At 45.1% G+C, this 19295-nt stretch carries 18 protein-coding genes and 1 other annotated feature; of the genes, 13 read left to right on the forward strand and 5 right to left on the reverse strand.

Annotation, left to right across the window (positions count from 1 at the left end; all coding sequences use genetic code 11):
- The first annotated feature begins 95 nt into the window (after positions 1–95).
- The 3 genes from FKN93_RS08105 (at position 96) to FKN93_RS08115 (ending at position 2130) form a co-directional block, all read left to right on the forward strand.
- Positions 96–419, forward strand: coding sequence for a DUF3392 domain-containing protein (locus FKN93_RS08105; RefSeq protein WP_161425622.1), 324 nt, complete (start codon positions 96–98; stop codon positions 417–419).
- Positions 392–1150, forward strand: coding sequence for an ElyC/SanA/YdcF family protein (locus FKN93_RS08110; protein ID WP_161425621.1), 759 nt, complete (start codon positions 392–394; stop codon positions 1148–1150). The genes FKN93_RS08105 and FKN93_RS08110 overlap by 28 nt, the downstream gene beginning before the upstream one ends.
- Before the next feature lie 149 nt (positions 1151–1299).
- The gene (locus FKN93_RS08115) at positions 1300–2130 is read left to right on the forward strand and encodes a DUF2797 domain-containing protein (RefSeq protein ID WP_170904828.1); all 831 of its coding nucleotides are present in this window, start codon (positions 1300–1302) and stop codon (positions 2128–2130) included.
- 61 nt (positions 2131–2191) lie between these two features.
- Here FKN93_RS08115 and FKN93_RS08120 read toward each other — a convergent pair whose 3' ends face one another.
- Together FKN93_RS08120 and FKN93_RS08125 are read right to left on the reverse strand one after the other, a co-directional pair.
- A complete protein-coding gene (locus tag FKN93_RS08120; RefSeq protein WP_170904829.1) occupies positions 2192–3442 on the reverse strand; it encodes a cysteine desulfurase-like protein in 1251 nt (416 codons plus the stop codon).
- Complete coding sequence (locus tag FKN93_RS08125; protein ID WP_170904830.1) at positions 3426–4082, reverse strand: 2OG-Fe dioxygenase family protein; 657 nt, start codon at positions 4080–4082, stop codon at positions 3426–3428. The genes FKN93_RS08120 and FKN93_RS08125 overlap by 17 nt, the downstream gene beginning before the upstream one ends.
- A 399-nt stretch (positions 4083–4481) precedes the next feature.
- Between FKN93_RS08125 and FKN93_RS08130 the strand changes: the two genes are divergently transcribed.
- The 6 genes from FKN93_RS08130 to FKN93_RS08155 all read left to right on the forward strand — a co-directional run bounded on the left by FKN93_RS08130 (position 4482) and on the right by FKN93_RS08155 (position 12911).
- Positions 4482–4946 (forward strand): helix-turn-helix domain-containing protein, encoded by a 465-nt coding sequence (locus FKN93_RS08130; protein WP_158138325.1) that lies wholly within the window; start codon positions 4482–4484, stop codon positions 4944–4946.
- Between the two features lie 12 nt (positions 4947–4958).
- Complete coding sequence (locus FKN93_RS08135; protein ID WP_004395455.1) at positions 4959–6311, forward strand: MATE family efflux transporter; 1353 nt, start codon at positions 4959–4961, stop codon at positions 6309–6311.
- 141 nt (positions 6312–6452) lie between these two features.
- Positions 6453–7412, forward strand: coding sequence for a thioredoxin-disulfide reductase (gene trxB, locus FKN93_RS08140; protein WP_158138323.1), 960 nt, complete (start codon positions 6453–6455; stop codon positions 7410–7412).
- A gap of 118 nt (positions 7413–7530) precedes the next feature.
- Positions 7531–9318 carry a cysteine/glutathione ABC transporter permease/ATP-binding protein CydD gene (gene cydD, locus FKN93_RS08145; protein WP_170904831.1) on the forward strand — a complete coding sequence of 596 codons (1788 nt, stop codon included), beginning with the start codon at positions 7531–7533 and terminating at the stop codon, positions 9316–9318.
- Positions 9311–11032 (forward strand): cysteine/glutathione ABC transporter ATP-binding protein/permease CydC, encoded by a 1722-nt coding sequence (gene cydC / locus FKN93_RS08150; RefSeq protein WP_170904832.1) that lies wholly within the window; start codon positions 9311–9313, stop codon positions 11030–11032. The genes cydD and cydC overlap by 8 nt, the downstream gene beginning before the upstream one ends.
- A gap of 160 nt (positions 11033–11192) precedes the next feature.
- Complete coding sequence (locus FKN93_RS08155; RefSeq protein ID WP_170904833.1) at positions 11193–12911, forward strand: hypothetical protein; 1719 nt, start codon at positions 11193–11195, stop codon at positions 12909–12911.
- A gap of 115 nt (positions 12912–13026) precedes the next feature.
- Here the strand turns inward: FKN93_RS08155 and rluB are convergent, their stop codons facing one another.
- From rluB to FKN93_RS08170, 3 genes are all read right to left on the reverse strand, one after another.
- A complete protein-coding gene (rluB, locus tag FKN93_RS08160; RefSeq protein WP_170904834.1) occupies positions 13027–14067 on the reverse strand; it encodes a 23S rRNA pseudouridine(2605) synthase RluB in 1041 nt (346 codons plus the stop codon).
- Positions 14068–14185: 118 nt separating this feature from the next.
- Positions 14186–14806 (reverse strand): L-threonylcarbamoyladenylate synthase, encoded by a 621-nt coding sequence (locus FKN93_RS08165; protein WP_004395461.1) that lies wholly within the window; start codon positions 14804–14806, stop codon positions 14186–14188.
- A 2-nt stretch (positions 14807–14808) separates the two neighbouring features.
- Entirely contained in the window at positions 14809–15681 is an 873-nt protein-coding gene (locus tag FKN93_RS08170) for a PHP domain-containing protein (RefSeq protein ID WP_170904835.1), read from the reverse strand.
- An 88-nt stretch (positions 15682–15769) separates the two neighbouring features.
- On the opposite strand from FKN93_RS08170, the gene FKN93_RS08175 reads away from it, so the two are divergent.
- From FKN93_RS08175 to trpD, 4 genes are all read left to right on the forward strand, one after another.
- Entirely contained in the window at positions 15770–15880 is a 111-nt protein-coding gene (locus FKN93_RS08175) for a Trp operon leader peptide (RefSeq protein WP_083797757.1), read from the forward strand.
- Positions 15827–15928, forward strand: a sequence feature (Trp leader region). Its footprint overlaps the gene before it by 54 nt.
- A gap of 161 nt (positions 15929–16089) precedes the next feature.
- Entirely contained in the window at positions 16090–17655 is a 1566-nt protein-coding gene (locus FKN93_RS08180) for an anthranilate synthase component 1 (RefSeq protein ID WP_170904836.1), read from the forward strand.
- Between the two features lie 4 nt (positions 17656–17659).
- Complete coding sequence (locus FKN93_RS08185; RefSeq protein ID WP_161426054.1) at positions 17660–18241, forward strand: aminodeoxychorismate/anthranilate synthase component II; 582 nt, start codon at positions 17660–17662, stop codon at positions 18239–18241.
- A gap of 53 nt (positions 18242–18294) precedes the next feature.
- Positions 18295–19293, forward strand: a complete 999-nt coding sequence (gene trpD / locus FKN93_RS08190) for an anthranilate phosphoribosyltransferase (RefSeq protein WP_170904837.1) — start codon at positions 18295–18297, stop codon at positions 19291–19293.
- The last annotated feature ends 2 nt before the right edge of the window (positions 19294–19295 follow it).

Raw genomic sequence — 19295 nt, forward strand, 5'->3', positions numbered from 1 at the left:
CCGTTGAACAAAGCGTTAATAGGAGCTGTTAATTTTTGCACTGTTTTGTCGTGCAACGTTAGCAGCTCCGAGGCTTTAATCACTAGAGCACCGATATGATGAGTTTTTTTGCCCCAGCCGGTCAGTATCTGGCCCCCTATCTTGCTGAGATCTCGATGGCATTGATTGCCTGTTGGTTGGTGATGTTAGGCGGAGAGGTGAATGCGTTACTGCGTCGCCTGATGCATAACCAGCATTTTATTGTCCGCACTTTAGTCTTTATTATCGTCAATGCGTTTGGTTATGGCTTACTGATTGTCAAAGCCAGCCCTTACTTAACTCGCACACTGGCCAACTTAGAGCGAGGCATGATGTTTAGTATCATCATGATCAGTTTTATTGTGATAGGTTTATGGGCACAAAAAAACCGACAAATTTAATGATTGGCCGACTGAAAACGCTTTTACGTTGGTTTCTCCGCGGCGTAGCCTTGCTGATGCTGCTTTTCCTGATAGCCGTAGCCGTCATTTTTTCTATCGACCGCTGGGTAAGCTGGCAAACTCAACCGCATATTATTAGCGATATCAATAAATTACCCAAATTTGATGTCGCGGTGGTGCTAGGAACCAGTAAGTACCTTGGGCGCACCTTAAACGATTATTATCTACACCGTATTGAAGCGGCGATTGAGCTTTATCAACTCAATAAAACCGATTATTTTCTTCTGAGCGGCGATAATGCTCATCGTTCTTATAACGAACCTTGGACGATGAAACGCGATTTACTCAAAGCGGGCGTGCCCGATGGGCAGATCTATCTCGACTATGCTGGCTTTCGTACTTTAGATTCGATTGTCAGGGCGAAACGCATTTTTGATACCGATGATTTCTTGATCGTCACTCAACGTTTTCATTGCGAGCGTGCGCTCTTTATCGCTCAACATCACGAGATTAACGCCACTTGTCTAGCCGTTCCCGGTCCTAAAAATCATCTAGGATACAAAGTACGTTTACGTGAAGTCTTCGCAAGAAGCAAAGCGGTTTTAGATCTTTACTTCCTCGATACGCAACCAAGGTTCTTAGGTCCCAAAGAACCTATCCTGTCTGAATCTCGTGATAATGGTACACTAAGCGAGAACACTGTCGATGAGTCTGATTGGACTCAAAAGTAATCACATAATTCTAAACCCAAACGACCGAAAACACGCCGTTAATAACCTATGCTCTGGCTTACGGGTCTCAATAATCCGTTGATTAACTAGCTCATAAGCAACGTAAGTTTCGGTCAGTAAGGGATAACACTACAAAAAAGAGCGATGTCATGTCTTTAACTATTCGCGGCGTATTACAAAAAATGCGCGCTCAACATCATCAAACGGTTCATTACCAACTTCCCGTTGGCGAGCACCTGATCGACCTTAATCCATTGATCGGCAAAACGCTGACACTTCATCATACGGGTAATATTTTTTGCCATTCATGCGGCAAAAAGACCAAAAAAAGTTACTCTCAAGGTCATTGCTTTGTATGCATGAAGAAACTTGCTAGTTGCGATATGTGCATCATGAAACCAGAGACCTGCCATTTTGGACAAGGCACCTGCCGTGAACCTGAATGGGCACAAAATCACTGCATGGTCGATCATTACGTTTATCTCTCCAACACCTCGAGCTTAAAAGTCGGCATCACTCGCCATAATCAAATTCCGACGCGCTGGATAGATCAAGGAGCCACTCAAGGATTACCGCTGTACAAAGTCAAAACACGACATATTTCAGGCTTACTCGAAGTCGAACTGGCTAAACACATCGCTGATAAAACCAATTGGCGAACGCTACTGAAAGGAGATGGTGAACCTCTGCCCTTAGCCGAACACGCTGCAAAGTTAACACCATTATTAGCAGAAAAAATTACCGAATTAAAACAACAATTTGGAGATGATGTGGTAATTGAGTTGAATGAGAGCGGTACCGAGATCAGTTATCCGGTTGAACAACATCCGATTAAAATCACTTCCCATAATTTTGATAAACAGCCATTAGTTAGTGGTGTGTTACAAGGTATTAAAGGTCAATATCTGATTTTTGATAGCGGCGTGATCAATATTCGCAAATACACCGCTTACGAAGTAGAAGTGAGTTACAACGAATAATATCGGAAATAATCCAGAGAGCCATCGAGCAAACAAGTTTGCCCGATGGCGACTGGCGGCGTTACTCGACGAGCGATACTGGCTTAACCAATGGCGCCAATACGTTAAAAAGCTGATCGATTTCTTCAACGGTGTTGTAGTGCATTAAACCAATTCGCACCACTCCACCTTTCGCTTCTAAGCCTAGTTGACGAATCAAACCTAGCGCATAAAAATGGCCATTCCAGACACAAATATTTTGTTCACCTAATGTCTTGGCTATCCATTCTGGTGAATGATCAGCGATACGAATCGCGAACGTCGGTGTACGCTTATCGCTGTCCGCTTCCCATCGACCATACAGTTGAGCTTGCGGTAATTGTTGTAATTTACGCAGAAAATAACCACTCAGCTGCTGCTCATGTTGATTAAATTGTGCAAAACTCTGCGCCAAACGTTGACGTAAAGGCGCACCGCTTTCTCCCCATTGAGCCAAATAATCAATCGCAGCCACTAAGCCTGCTAAGCTTTCAAAACTCTGGGTTCCCGTTTCAAATCGGCCGGGACCAATATTGGTTGCGGGCTCCACTTTATAAGGTTGCAAACTGTGTAGCCATTGAGAGTGGATATAGGCAATACCGATGTGGGGCCCGAAAAATTTATACGCCGAACAGACTAAGAAATCACACTCCAAATCTTGGACATCAATTAAATGGTGCGGCGCATAATGCACAGCATCAATGAACACTTGAGCCCCTACCGCGTGAGCTGCCTCGATAACCCTTTTGACATCGACGATTGAACCCGTCGTATTAGACGCATAAGTCAACGCGACCAAAGTTGTTTGAGCATTAATTAGGCTTAAAAGATGATCAATATCCAGCGTACCGTTTTCAGGATTGATCCTTGCTTGATGAACAAGCGCCCCTTTATCTTGTGCGGCCTCTTCCCAGCTCGATACATTAGAATAATGATCCAAGGCCGTAACAACCACTTCATCACCCCTTTGCCACTCTCGACTGATGCTGCGACTGAGTTGAAACGTCAAGGAGGTCATATTCGCACCGAAGACAATGTTACCCGACGATTCAGCATTGAGTAGCGCTTGAGCCGATTCTCTTGCTTGTAACATGAGATCCGTTGTCCGCTGGCTCGAAAAAAAGTGACCACCAAGATTAGAATTAAAGTGACCCAGATAATCCGTCATCGCTTGTAGCACTGAGCGAGGCACCTGAGAACCACCGGGTCCATCAAAGAAATACACTGGCCGATCATGGTGAGTCTGGGCTAAAGCAGAAAACTGCACCCGTGCTTGCTCAGGAGTGAAACTCATGGCGACCATCCTTAGCGGTTAGAACAAAAACATCCATGTGCCCTTCTTGAGTGTGATCCACCGAGCGAATGGGACTCGCGTTGTGCCATAACTTACTGTCTGCGAGTATCGCCACCTCACCATTATCAAGCACTTTACGGAAAAATGGCGCTTCATGGCAGTCGTTGTAAAGCATAATGTCACCACCAACGATGTTATAGCGGTCAATACTGACTAAGGCGATATGATCAAACCCATCTTGATGAACGCCTTCTGGAGCGACTTGAGTTTCATCATAAATCGCCGTCACTCGAATTTGATGAATCTCTATCTCTTGCCCATTCGGTAACTCATTAGCCTGCATAAATAACTCGCATACCTCACGCATTCCCTCACTATTGAGTGTCTCTGCAAGAATCGGCTCAAACTGACGAACAATATTCCCTTGAAAATGGTTAATATCCTCGCTTTGCACAAACTCATTTTTTCCAAGAGAAACCACTTGACCATCTCGATACTGAATCACCGAATAACGACGCAAGCGGTATTTACCATCAGCATGTTCGGTATGGGGCAGCGTGGCAAACGATGGCGCTAATTGGCGTGTTGCCTCTGGACTTAAATGAGTAATTTGTAGGGTTGTTTCATGTGCAGATAACATTATTGACTCCTTAATGAAAACACATGCCAGACACTTTTGATTAACATTATATTTACATAAAGAATACGCAGAAATACGCTTTATTCAAGCCAAGCAGACAAAAAACCCTAAGAGACAGCAACAATAAGAAATAAAAAACTAATGAAAACATTAAAATTAGACTAATAAACCAAAAATTAACATTGCATAGCCCAAATTTTAGACTCACACACCAAGAAAAATAAAATTTAAATTAAAACAAATAGTTATACACAAACCACCGCCTTAGAATATTGAAGCGTAATCTAACCATTCATTCCATTCGACTCGCCTGTCGTTACATGGATTGAATAATGATTTTCTTGTTACCACAGAAATTGTTAGTTAGACTAACTAAAAAGATAAACGCAAGAGTAAATTATGGACTTAAGGCATAGCCTACAGCGCTTAGAGTGGCACTTATGGCATCATTGGCGTGAACAAGCAAAACATAATGGTCATTTAGAGTTAACCAATAGTGAATTGCAGTATATCTATACCTTACTTGCCTATGCGGAACAGGGCATTCGTTTAACCGAATTGGCTGACCAGATGAAGGTGAGCAAAGCTTCAGCGAGTGCCATGGTCAATAAGCTGCAAAAACAAGGTTATATCATTCGTGAACCTTGCATGGAGGATGCACGAGCACAGCGTCTGTTGCCGAGTGAAAAAATGTTGGCCATGCAAGAATATGAAGCAGAGGTGTATCACTCCGCCATTGTGCACTTTCAACAGACATTAACCAGCGATGAGTTGAGACAATTAGAACAGTTGTTAATGAAAGCTTGTCGTGATTTAGATCTTGGGGGCATGGAGCCGCCTCAGCTCACCTCTCGTCCTTATTAATTGAGAAACAACATGATAAATTTACAGCGCACTTCTGTCGGTAAAGCGTTTTGGCACTACACCTTGCCATCGATTGCCGCATTGATGGTCAGTGGTACCTATCAAATTGTCGATGGTATTTTTGTTGGTCACTTTATTGGGGCTGATGGCTTAGCGGCGATCAGTTTGGCCTGGCCATTTGTCGGCGTATTACTCGCCTTTGGTATGATGATTGGCATGGGTGCAGGGGCTCATACGTCGTTAAAAATGGGCGCAGGTGAAACCTCGTCTGCAATTAATTATTTGATCCACGGCCTACTATTACTGGTCGCTGTCGGCTTGCCGCTAGGCATTGCACTGCACTTTCTAAGTCCAATGTTTTTGCATTTTCAAGGTGCAACAGATGGAGCTTACTTACAAGGAGCAGATTATCTGTATTGGATGATGGCTGGCGCTCCGATTGTTCTCGGCAGTATTGCCTTACCACTGTTAGTACGTAACGCCGGAGCACCACGTTTAGCAACACTCGCGATGGGAATTGGTGCGATCAGTAATATTGCCTTGGACGCCCTATTTATTGGTTATTTCCGTTTTGGATTGCAAGGGGCAGCGATTGCTACTCTACTGGGGGAGCTGATCTCCGTCGCCATCTGTTTAAACTATTTACTGAGCCGTCGCAGCCAACTACCTATCTCAAAACAAGCTTTTCACTGGCAAAGCAAAGCCGTGTTCGACATTCTAAAAACCGGCTTGTCGAGTATGCTGATGTACCTATATATCAGTTTTTCTATTGTGCTGCACAACATGCTGCTGCTCAAACATGGTCAAGCCATCCATGTTGCTGCTTATAGTATTGCTGGTTATTTACTGACTTTTTACTATCTGATGGCCGAAGGCACTGCAGGAGGGATGCAGCCTCTGACCAGTTTTTACTACGGTGCGAATCTTAAACAACGCGTCAAAGCAACGTTTAAAATCGCCAGCGCATTTACCCTAGGCAGTGGTATTTTCCTGGTTCTGGCGATTCAATGGTCACCCAGTTTCTTTGCACAATTTTTTATTGCTCAAGGCGATGAAGCACTGCTCTCCACCACCACATGGGCAATGCGGTTGTTTTTATGTGCCATGTTTTTAGACGGTTTTCTTATTTTAACCGCAACGTGGTTTCAATCCTTAGGATTAGGCAATAAAGCGACGTTTATTACCATGAGTAATATGATGATTCAGATTCCTTTTTTGTTGGTTTTACCCCATTTCTTTGGTTTAAATGGCGTATGGCTCGCGGTTCCGCTGTCCAATATCTGTTTATCCTTACTGGTGGGTTTTATGTTGTATCGCCAATGGAAAAAACTCGGTCATCAACCCGATTCATTAGTCATCCCCTAGCGAACCTCTAATAACTTGATGTGGCCAGTGGTGGAGGCAGCTCACACCACGGCTTCAAGTAGCAAGGGGATATATGGCTTTTCATCCCGAACATTATTCCTTACAATCGATTAACTTTTTAGAACTCACAGCGGAGTCATCATGAGCGATGTAAAGCATTGTAAACTACTTATTTTAGGCTCAGGCCCAGCTGGCTACACCGCTGCCGTTTACGCAGCGCGTGCGAACCTAAATCCAGTGTTAGTCACTGGGATGCAACAAGGTGGTCAGCTTACGACCACCACGGAAGTGGAAAACTGGCCAGGCGATCCAGAAGGATTAACCGGACCCAATTTAATGGAGCGGATGAAGCAACACGCAGAGCGCTTTGAAACTGAAATTGTATTTGACCATATTAATCAGGTCGATTTTTCAACGCGCCCTTTCCGCTTGAAAGGTGATAGCCAAGAGTACACTTGCGATGCGTTGATTATTTCAACCGGTGCTTCCGCAAAATACTTAGGCCTACCTTCTGAAGAAGCGTTTAAAGGCCGAGGGGTTTCTGCTTGTGCAACTTGCGATGGTTTTTTCTATCGTAACCAAAAAGTCGCGGTGGTCGGTGGCGGTAACACCGCTGTCGAAGAAGCCTTGTATCTTGCCAATATCGCCTCTGAAGTTCACTTAATTCATCGTCGAGATACCTTTCGCTCAGAGAAAATTCTTATTGACCGTTTAATGGATAAAGTCAACAACGGTAATATTGTTCTACATACCAACCGCACGTTAGATGAAGTGCTTGGCGATGAGATGGGCGTGACCGGCGTTCGTTTAAAAGACACACAATCTGATCAAACCGAACAACTCGATGTCATGGGAGTTTTCATTGCTATCGGTCATCAACCCAATACCGACATCTTCCAAGGTCAACTTGATATGAAAGATGGCTATATTTGGGTCCAATCTGGCTTAGAAGGGAATGCAACTCAAACGAGCGTAGCTGGAGTTTTCGCTGCGGGAGATGTGATGGATCATAATTACCGTCAAGCCATCACTTCGGCTGGTACAGGTTGTATGGCCGCACTCGATGCTGAGCGCTACCTTGATAGCCTCAATAACAAATAAAAAACCATCGATTGTGCCTCCTGTGTGACAACTGACTAACCCAGCGGTATATCCGTTGGGTTTTCTTTTGTATACTAGCCGACTTACCTTTCATAATAATGATCAATAAGCCTTTAAAATGGATAAGAAAAAGCAACGCAGCCTCAATCTTTGGCTCAAACAGCAAAGCAAACTTGCCAAACGTTGGTTAATGCTTGCTATTGGGTTAGGCGTTATTTCGAGCTTGCTCTTGCTCGGGCAAGCCGCCTTGATCGCCAGTATTCTTCACCAGCTAATCATCGAGCAGGTAGATAAACAAGCCTTAGTCACGCATTTCAGTTTATTGGCCATGACCATTGCACTGCGCGCTGGCTGTTCATGGGCGAGAGAAATGGCTGGATTTCGTGCTGGTCAAGAGATCAGAACCTACATTCGGCAACTGATTTTTAATAAACTTCGTGATTTAGGACCAGCCTACATTAAAGGTAAACCTGCCGGAGCATGGGCAACCTTAACGCTTGAACAAGTCGAAGAAATGCATGACTTTTTTGCTCGTTATTTACCACAAATGGCGCTGGCAGTATTGATCCCTTTTATCATTTTAGTGGTGGTATTCCCAGTCAACTGGGCGGCAGGATTAATTTTCTTGATCACCGCTCCGCTTATTCCGCTATTTATGGCTTTAGTGGGCATGAAAGCCGCTGATGCAGGCAAGAAAAACTTTAAAGCGCTGCAACGTTTATCCGGTCATTTTTATGATCGTTTACAGGCCATGACGACGATCCGTTTATTTGATCGAACCCAAGCAGAAACCGATCAAATGCTAGGGGCTTCGGAAGTGTTTCGTAAACGAACCATGGATATCTTACGCATTGCTTTCTTATCCTCCGCAGTATTAGAGTTCTTTGCCTCGGTATCGATTGCCATCACCGCGGTGTACTTTGGTTTTAGCTTTATCGGTGAACTCAATTTTGGATATTACGGTACTGGCGTGACCTTATTTGCAGGATTATTTATTTTGATCCTCGCCCCAGAGTTTTATCAGCCTTTACGTGATTTAGGCACCTTTTATCATGCCAAACAACAAGCGATTGCTGCCGCTGAAAGTATGGTGGATTTCTTAAGTATCGATGTTGAACAAGTCCAATCAGGCCATCACTCTATGGCCAATGCCCCTTCTATCGAGATTATTGCCAAAGATTTATCCGTGTTAAGCCTAGAAGGAAAAACGCTCGTTGGTCCGATCTCTTTTCAATTAACCCATGGTCAAACCACGGCGTTAGTCGGACCAAGTGGCGCAGGCAAAACCAGCCTAGTCAATGCCCTGCTTGGTTTTATGCCTTATCAAGGCAGTTTAACCGTTAATGGTACGGAATTAAGTCAAATCGACCATGCTTCTTGGCGAGCGTTAATCAGTTGGATTGGACAAAACCCGCTTTTAGTCCACGGAACCATTCGTGACAATGTCACTTTAGGTAAAGAAAGTATCGACGATAAACAGCTACAAAAAGTATTAGATGAGGCTTTTGCTAGCGAATTTGTTCACTCACATGGATTAGATTACCCAATCAGTGATCGCTCTGGTGGCTTATCCGTCGGTCAGGCTCAACGCCTAGCACTGGCGAGAGCGATGTTACAGAACGGCAAATTTTGGCTCTTAGATGAGCCAACTGCCAGCTTAGACGCACAAAGTGAGCAACTGGTTATGCGCAGCTTAACACAACAAATTAGTGATAAAACGGCGCTATTTGTGACTCATCAACTTGAACCTTTACGTTCCGTCGATCAAATCTTAGTGATGCAAGAGGGACAGATCGTTCAACAAGGTAATTTTCATCAACTTAGTCAGCAACCAGGACTCTTTTCTCGCATGCTTAGTGCAAACCAAACTAGAAAAGAAGCCGATAAGGGGAATTTAGATGCGTGAATTATTGCCTTATCTCAAGCTGTATAAAAAACATTGGTTTGGCTTATCACTGGGTATGTTACTGGCCTTTTTTACGGTTTGTGCCTCAATCGGTTTATTAACACTGTCAGGATGGTTTTTATCGGCTGCAGCGGTAGCAGGCTTAACCATTGCCCGAGAAACGTTTAATTATATGCTACCTGGGGCTTTTGTCCGCGGCTTTGCTATGCAGCGTACAGCAGGCCGCTGGGGTGAGCGAGTGGTTAGCCATAATGCCACCTTTAAACTGCTGACCGATCTGCGAGTATTCTTTTTTACTAAATTAGCACCCTTGATTCCCGGACGAATCAATAATCTGCGTGATGCGGATTTGCTCAATCGCTTAGTCGCTGATATCAATGCGATGGATCATGTCTATCTAAGACTCATTAACCCAGTAACCGTGGGTATTTTGGGGATTGGCGCATTAACCGCCCTACTCTGTTGGTTTGATATGAGTTTGGGGTTAACGTTAGGGGCTATCTTACTGACGTTACTGCTCGTCTGGCCGCCTTTGTTTTACCTGCTAGGTAAACGTAATGGTCAAGCGTTAACGGAACATAAAGCGCAGATGCGTATTGCAACGCTAGACTGGCTGCAAGGTTATAGTGAACTGGTTATTTTTAATGCTGAGCAGCGCTACCGCAATGCGATTTTTATTGCCCAAGATAAGCTCCTATACAATCAAAAGGTCAATACCCATTATACTGGCCTTGCACAAGCCCTATTACTTCTCGCTAACGGCTGGGCCTTGCTGTTAATGCTGTGGTTGGCGGCGGATGGCGTCAATGGTCAAGCGCCCGATCCAATGATTGCTTTAATGGCCTTTGCGACCATGGCCAGTTTTGAATTATTAATGCCGATTGCCGGTGCATTTCAGTATTTAGGCCAAACCTTAACCTCCGCTCGTCGCTTAAATGAAATCATTCTTAGTAAGCCCGACGTGGTTTTCCCCCTGTCACCCACTCAACATGCTGATCAATTGGATATCGAGTTTAATCAGGTTAGTTTCGCTTACCCTGACAGTACAAAAACCGTTGTTGATAAGGTTGATCTCACGATTCCTGCTGGTAAAAAAGTGGCGATTGTGGGTCAAACCGGATCGGGAAAATCAACACTCATTCAATTGCTGTGTCGTTATTGGGATCCATCACAAGGTTGCATTTCTATTGGTGGAACTCGTTTGCAAGAGTGGCAAGAGAGCGATTTACGCCGCGCAATCAGTGTCGTCAGTCAACGGGTTGATATTCTAAATGGCAGTTTGCGTGATAATCTTCTGATGGCTAAGCCTGATGTAACCGACCGTGAATTAGAACCATTACTTCATCAAGTCGGGCTAGAGAAATTGCTCGATGGCCCAGGATTAGATACTTGGCTTGGCGATGGTGGACGTCAACTTTCCGGAGGTGAAAAACGCCGGATTGGTATCGCAAGAGCACTGCTCCATAACGGAAAAATTTTGCTGCTTGATGAGCCTACCGAAGGGTTAGATAAGCAAACTGAGCAACAAATTATGGCCTTACTACAAACCCATTTTGTCGATAAGACGGTGGTGTTTATCACTCACCGTTTGGTTGCTCTAGAGTCGATGGATACGATTTGTCTGATTGATCAAGGGGAAATCGTCGAGCAAGGTCATCATGACCAACTACTCGCTCAACAAGGACGATACTTTCAACTGCAACAAACTTTATAAGCAATCAATAAACAACGTATTGAATAGCATAGTTATTACTATATGATATGGTTTTTATTCTCGCCCTACATAACGTAGGGCGACTTATTTCAATCATCACTATGCCCTCTTTAATCTCGGTTTATTGACGATTCATCGTAGGGACACAACGGAGTTGACCGTGAAAAAACTGATTCTTGCCGCTGCCATTGCTGCCACGGCAGCGGCGGGTGGCTATTTTTACCATCTTGATCCAAAAACCGATAGTGACATCGATCCTTTACTGACTCTGATCCCAGCAGAATCGGCTTTTGTCTCTTTCGCTACCGAAGACTACGATCATTATCAATATCTACATGCCTTCGGTTATGCTCAAGAGAGTTTGTACGACTATCTTGATGATAGAGAGCTCACCGCAGAGCAAGCCTTTATTATTCAATATCTTGATGGTTATTTACAAAGTGCTGTTGATAAACAGACTCTGAAAACCTACCTCGGTACACCGGATAACATTAAGCCAGTGATGTATACCTTAGGCTTAGTTCCTGTGTATAAGCTTCAGCTCGAAAACAGCGACGCTTTTTGGCGAACCATCTCGCAAGTTGAACAAGAAACAGGGGCAACCTACCAAGCTGGCCAATTCGGTGAAGTCACTTATCGCCGTTATCGACTCACTGAAGAAGAGGATGAAGATATTGGTCTGATCATTGCGGTAGGTAATCAAGTCGCGACCTTTACGCTTGATCTGCCAATGCTTGGTGAAGAAAACCCGCTTAAATTAGCTTTAGGCATTGAAAAACCACAACTCTCTTTTGCGCAAAGCGATCGTTTTAGCGAGCTGAAAACCAAATATGGTCAACAATACAGCAACTATGCTTACTTAGATCATCAAGCCATTATCCAAGGTCTCACCCAACCAGCCAGTAACCGTATTGCTCGTCAGCTGGAGGTATTACAACAACAGACCTCTGAACCATTTCTTGATGAAATTCGTCACCCCAATTGTCAAACAGAATTAGCAGCCATTGCCCGTAACTGGCCACGCACCGTTGGGCTTGCTGAATATAGCATGCATAATGGACAAGCGGCGATCAAGGGTAAATTGGTCATTGAAAGCCATAACCAAATGCTCATTAATGCACTCAAAGCCATACGTGGCTTTTTACCTGAAGTGACCGATCCCACAGAGCGTATTTTTTCTATCGGTCTGGGTTTAGATGTTTCAAAATTAGCCACTTCTGTTGGTAGCATTTGGAATGACTTACGTCAACCAAGCTACTCTTGTGGTTTGTTGGCAGATTTTCAACAAAGTTTAGGCGATGAAAACCCGGCGACAATGCTCAGTCTAGGGGCAAGTATGCTAGGCAGTGTCAAAGGTATGCATTTTGCGCTGAATGACCTGACCTTGGATACAGAGCATCCTTTTGGACCACAATGGGATAAACTCGATTTTCTCTTCACTCTTTCAGCTAATCAACCAGAAAACCTCTTGCTCAGCGCTCAGATGTTCGTGCCAGAATTAGCGCAATTGACACTTGAAGCCAATGGAGAGCCGATTGATCTCTCGACACTGGTGAGTGCTGAAACAGGGATGCAAACGCCACTATTTGCTCGGCTTAATGATAAACACCTTGCTCTTTATTCTGGTGCCCAATCAGCAACCTCCGCAGAAGCTATCTTAAAACAACCATTAACGGCTAAAGGTCTGTTTCAGTTTGATGTTAATATGCCACGTTTTATGGAAGCCATGCGATTAGCCGCAGAGTTCAGTGGCGAAGAGTTACCTGAAGAGTTAATGCATGGTTCAACGAGTAATGTGATTACTCAGTTTGTCATCGATATTAACGATAGCGGTATCACGGTTGACTATCATCAACGTTCAGCCCCCTCGGTACAGTAATCTTATTGATGAACAAATAAAAATCCCGAGCATTGCTCGGGATTTTTCAATCATTAACCAAAGGTCAAGTGCTACTTTTGTTATGGATAAACCTATTCAATAACAAAAAATGCGTTTAGCCTTGGCGACGTGGCGCTTTAGCTTTACCGCTCGGAGCGCGGGTACCCTGACGGGAGCTCTGCTCTTGTGCACTATTACGAGTACTTGAACCAGGTTTGCGACGAGCACGTATAGGTGCATTGCCTGTCGAACCACCGGTCGTTGTCCCGTTAGTCACTCGGCTTTTCGGTTTAGCGGTGGTGGTCGTGATTCGCTCTTCATGACGCTTCACAGCACGACGGATCTTCTGACTACGTGAACGTTCACGTTTGCGCGATGTATTATCTTTCGATTCATCCAGCATGGTTTCTTTTTCTGGGCGTAGTTCAACGAGATCACGCAAGTAGTTAACTTGTTTAAGATCGAGCTCTACCCATCCACCACGCGGTAATTTCTTATCTAAGAAAATATCGCCATAACGCACGCGCTTCAAACGACTTACTGTGGTGCCTTGTGACTCCCACAAACGGCGAACTTCGCGATTACGCCCTTCGTTAATCACCACATAGAAGGTATGATTCATACCTTCACCACCCGCATACATAACATCTTCAAAACGAGCCATGCCGTCTTCAAGCTGCACACCGCGCACTAAGTTGCGAATTTTTTCTTCGTTAATTTCGCCAAAAACTCGAACTAAATATTCACGTTCTACTTGACGGCTTGGGTGCATCAAACGATTAGCCAGCTCACCATCGGTAGTGAACAATAGCAAACCAGAAGTATTGGCATCAAGACGTCCAACTGAAATCCAACGTGACCCGCGAATTTTCGGCAAACGGTCAAAGACGGTGCGACGACCTTCAGGATCGTGACGAGTACACAGCTCACCTTCCGGCTTATAATAAGCCAGCACACGACAGATCACTTCTTCTGGCGCTTTAGCAGAAACGGCATGCCCATCAATACGTACTACGGCGGTTTCATCTTCTAGACGCTCACCGAGTATAGCTACCTTGCCATTAACACTTACACGTCCAGCTCGGATCAGAGCTTCAAGCTCTCGACGAGAACCATGACCAGCACGTGCTAAAACTTTTTGTAACTTTTCGCTCATTTATCTACCTATGATGTCGTCTTCTCAGACGTCGAATGACAATATGCGATCTTAAAATCGCGGTCGAATATTATTGCAAATAATCCAACAAAAAGCATCCGTTTTGTGACTGATGCGATCATTGAAATGGGGTTGGGTCTCCTGCACCTAAACGTGCAACAACCATTTCATCTTCACTGAAATCAATCACAGTGGTGGGTTGTTCCCCTAAATACCCACCATTGAGAATCACATCAACGAGATGCTCTAAGCGATCGCGAATCTCTTCCGGATCCGATTCCGTAGTTTCTTTGCCAGGAAGAATCAACGAAGTGGACATTAATGGCTCACCTAACGCCTCTAATAAATCGAGAGCAATTTTATTATCTGGTACGCGGATACCGATGGTTTTGCGTTTCACATTCATTAAACGACGAGGGACTTCTTTGGTGCCCTTGAAAATAAAGGTATAGGGGCCCGGTGTGTTATTTTTGAGCAAACGAAACGCGGTATTATCGACTCGTGCATACAAAGATAACTCCGATAAGTCGCGACATAATAATGTGAAATTATGTTTATCATCCAAACGACGAATTTGACAAATCCGCTCTAAAGCCTGTTTATTTTCTAATTGGCAACCCAACGCATAGCCAGAATCCGTTGGGTAGACGACAACACCGCCATTACGAATAATCGCAACCGCTTGGTTAATTAAACGTGCTTGTGGGTTTTCAGGATGAACGTAAAAAAATTGGCTCATGATTATTCCTCTTCATTGAGTCTCACGACTCTCTGGTTTGGCAGGTGCTGCCACTCTTTCCAAACCGCTTCAACGCCTGCTGGCAACCAAAGATTTCGCCCAAGCTCCATCCAAGGAGAGGGATAATGAAAGTCGCTGCCTTGCGAAGCGAGTAAATTAAAATGTATTGCGTAATCACCAAGGGTGCGCTTTTCTTGCGGTGCTTGCTGAGGCTGTGCCACTTCCATAGCATCACCTCCCGCTTCAACAAATGCGCTAATTAAGCGCTTAAGCCATTTCGCCGTCAAGTCATATCGCCCTGGATGGGCTAAAACCGCCTGTCCCCCAGCGGCATGAATCGCACTGATAGCCTCACTCATACTGCACCAGTTGGGCGGCACGTAGCCGGGATTATTACGGGTTAAGTATTTTTTAAACACTTGTTGCATGGATTTGACGTAGCCTTGGTCAACCAGCCATTTGGCAAAATGAGCACGAGTGATAGGTGCATCACCAGCGATCCGCTTAACGTCTTCCAATACCCCTTCTCTCGTCACTTTCGCTAACCGCTCAGCGATCAGCTCAGCACGCCCCACGCGGTGCTGTTTTTGCTCTGCAATTAATTGAGTGAGAGCGATATTATCGGGATCAATATTTAACCCAACAATATGAATATCTTTATTCTGCCATACCGTGGAAATCTCAATACCGTTGATTAACGTAATCGGATGCTGACCAGCTTCAATATAGGCTCGGGCTGGAGCTAAACCATCAATGGTATCGTGATCGGTAATCGCCAATACATCGACATTAAATTCTAACGCGCGATCGATCAATTGCTCAGGGCTAAATCGACCGTCTGAAGCAGTCGTATGACTGTGGAGATCTATTTTCATATCTATTGCCTGTTATTTAGGCTTGACTTTCTGCTCTCGAACTAGTTAACTAGTACGCAAATACAAAAGCACCGTATTAAGGCTTCCTATGTTACAAGAATTTAACCAAAACCATAATCACAATTTTAGTGCAGCTTCTGCTGAACTCACTTGGTGGCGCACTTGGACAAGTTCTTGGTGGGCAACGGTGTATTTCTAAATCGAATACGCAACCAAAAGCCCGCGGATACTGAGCGGGCTTTTTTATTGACTCAGATCGCTGACTTTTATTCTCCCTAAACGACTTGGAGTGACCACTTTCAATAAAAAGGGATAACAGCTTAGAAATACATCACAAGACGATTGGGTCAAACACAGGATTATGCGAGTATGCAAAGTAGCAAGAAAACCATTCATCAAGGAAGCTTTATGAACAAAGCTATTGATATCAAACAACAAGGGCAGCTTGAGGTTCTTCACACAACGCTACCTTATACACCGGATCCGACGCGTGTCTTCCATGCCTTGTGTGCCGATAAAACCGACTGTTTATTACTGGAATCCGCGGATATTGAATCAAAAAAAGATGTCAAAAGCCTGTTGCTGATTGATGCCGCGGTGCGCATTACTTGTGTCGGTCATCGCGTCACTTTTCACGCCCTCACCGATAATGGCCAGCAGTTGGTTGAGTTACTTAAACATAATATTGCTATCGATATTAGCCACCAGCTCGATCATGATACGTTAACCCTCAACTTCGCTCCAATCAGTGATCAGCTAGATGAAGATTCCCGCTTGCAAGAAGCCAGTTCATTTGATGCGCTGCGTTTAGTGCAGCACAGCTTTGATCTAAGCAACCAAGATAAGTATGCGATTTTTCTCGGCGGTTTATTTGCTTATGATTTAGTGGCTAACTTTGAACCTTTAGGCAGCGCTGAGGCCATCGACCAGTGTCCAGATTATGTGTTTTATGTCGCTGAAACTTTAATGGTCATTGACCATAAAAACGCACACTGCCGCCTACAAGCGACGCTGTTTAGCGCCAATCAAGAGCAACGCCAAGTGTTAGCCGCTCGCTTACAAACCATTACCACTCTTAGTGCAGAGTCAAAACCACTGCCTACAGCACAAAAAATCGCTGATCTCAGCGTGACCACCAATCTTTCTGATCCGGTATTCTGTGAAACGGTCAAGCACCTAAAAACCTTGGTCGTGAAAGGCGATATTTTCCAAGTTGTCCCCTCTCGCCGTTTTATGCTGCCTTGCCCGTCTCCATTGGCTGCGTATAAAAAACTCAAAGACAGCAACCCAAGCCCATACATGTTTTACATGCAGGATACCCGTTTCACTCTGTTTGGGGCTTCGCCAGAAAGCGCCTTGAAATACGCAACCGACAGCAATCAAGTCGAGATTTATCCGATCGCTGGTACCCGCCGCCGCGGTAAACGTGCTGATGGATCCCTTGATCATGATTTAGACAGTCGTATTGAGCTTGAATTGCGCGGTGATAAAAAAGAAAACGCCGAACACATGATGTTGGTTGACCTGGCAAGAAATGATGTGGCGCGCATTGCCGAAGCTGGTAGCCGCCATGTGGCTGATTTACTCAAAGTTGACCGTTATAGCCATGTGATGCATTTGGTCTCTCGGGTTGTTGGTCAGTTGCGGGGCGATCTCGATGCCCTACACGCTTACCAAGCTTGTATGAACATGGGCACGTTAACGGGGGCACCGAAGATCCGCGCCATGCAAATTATTCGTGAAGTAGAAAAAACCAGACGTGGTAGCTATGGCGGTGCGGTGGGCTATTTAACGGGGGATGGTGATTTAGATACCTGCATCGTGATCCGTTCAGCGTATGTGGAAAATGGCATCGCACAAGTACAAGCGGGCGCTGGTGTTGTTTATGACTCTGATCCGCAATCCGAAGCCGATGAAACACGCGGTAAAGCCCAAGCCGTGATCGCGGCGATTCAATCAGCGCATCAGGAGTAACCTCATGGCGAATATTTTGTTTGTCGATAACTTTGACTCCTTTACCTACAATTTGGTCGATCAATTTCGCACCTTAGGTCATCAAGTGACCATTTATCGTAACCACATTACGGCGCAAACCATTGAACACGCCATCACGCAACTAGATAATCCTTTGCTGGTCTTATCACCAGGACCGGGTGCGCCATCTGCCGCGGGTTGTATGCCCGAGCTACTACAACGCTTAAAAGGTAAAGTGCCGATCATTGGCATATGCCTTGGTCATCAGGCCATCGTTGAAGCCTATGGCGGCACCGTCGCTGGAGCCGGAGAAATCGTACATGGCAAAGTGTCAATGATGGAACATCAGCATCACGCGATTTATGCCCAGTTGCCCTCACCGATGGCGATTGCGCGTTATCACTCACTGGTCGCGACTCAAGTCCCTGACTGTTTAACTATTACGGCAAAAGTAGATGGCTTGGTAATGTCTGTTGTCCATGAACAAGACAAGATTTGTGGTTTTCAGTTTCATCCTGAGTCGATCATGACCACCTATGGCGCCACATTGCTTGCCAATGCCATTGATTGGGCACTGAGCGAATAAGCTCAACCACGATGCTCCGCCTAATTTTATACACTGATTGATAGGGATATTTTATGCAACACATCATCGATAAACTGTATGCCCAGCAGTCACTTTCGCAACTGGAAAGTCAGCAGCTATTTGATCTCATCATTCGAGGTGAACTTGACCCCATTTTAATCGCCGCGGTATTAACCGCATTAAAAATGAAAGGCGAAACACCGGATGAAATCGCTGGCGCGGCGCAAGCTTTGCTTGCTAACGCTGAACCGTTCCCACGTCCAGACTATGACTTTGCGGATATCGTCGGCACTGGTGGCGATGGTGCAAACACCTTTAATATTTCCACCACTGCCGCTTTTGTCGCCGCGGCATGCGGCGTGAAAGTCGCCAAGCACGGTAATCGTGGCGTTTCCAGTAAATCAGGCTCTTCTGATCTGTTAGACTCTTTTGGTATCAACCTTGCGATGAGCGCTGAGCAAACTCGTCAAGCCATGGATGAGTTAGGTGTGGCTTTCTTGTTCGCTCCCCAGTATCACCAAGGGGTTCGCCATGCGATGCCCGTACGTCAAATCCTGAAAACACGCACCATTTTCAATATCTTAGGACCTTTGATTAATCCGGCTCGGCCAACGATTCAACTGATGGGGGTTTACAGTCCTGAGCTAGTATTGCCAATCGCCCAAACCATGTTACAAATGGGGCTGCAACGTGCTGCCGTGGTGCATGGTAGCGGCTTGGATGAAGTCGCCATCCATGGTGAAACTTTAGTTGCAGAAATTCGTCATGGTGAGATTATTCAATATACCTTGACCCCTGAAGATTTTGGCCTCGAGTCTTACCCTCTCTCTGCTATTCAAGGCGGAGAGCCGGCAGAAAACCGCGCCATCATTACCCATCTTTTGACGGGGAAAGGCAGCGATGCACAACTGGCTGCTGTTGCGGTGAATGTCGCTCTGCTGCTACGCCTATTTGGCCGTGACGATCTGAAAGCCAACGCCCAGTTAGCCATCGACGTGATGAACTCGGGTAAAGCGTTTCAACTGGTTCAACAATTAGCACAAAGAGGTTAAAT

This window comes from Vibrio sp. A8-1, from assembly GCF_013048685.1.
In the GTDB taxonomy this organism is placed as follows: Bacteria; Pseudomonadota; Gammaproteobacteria; order Enterobacterales; family Vibrionaceae; genus Vibrio; species Vibrio metschnikovii.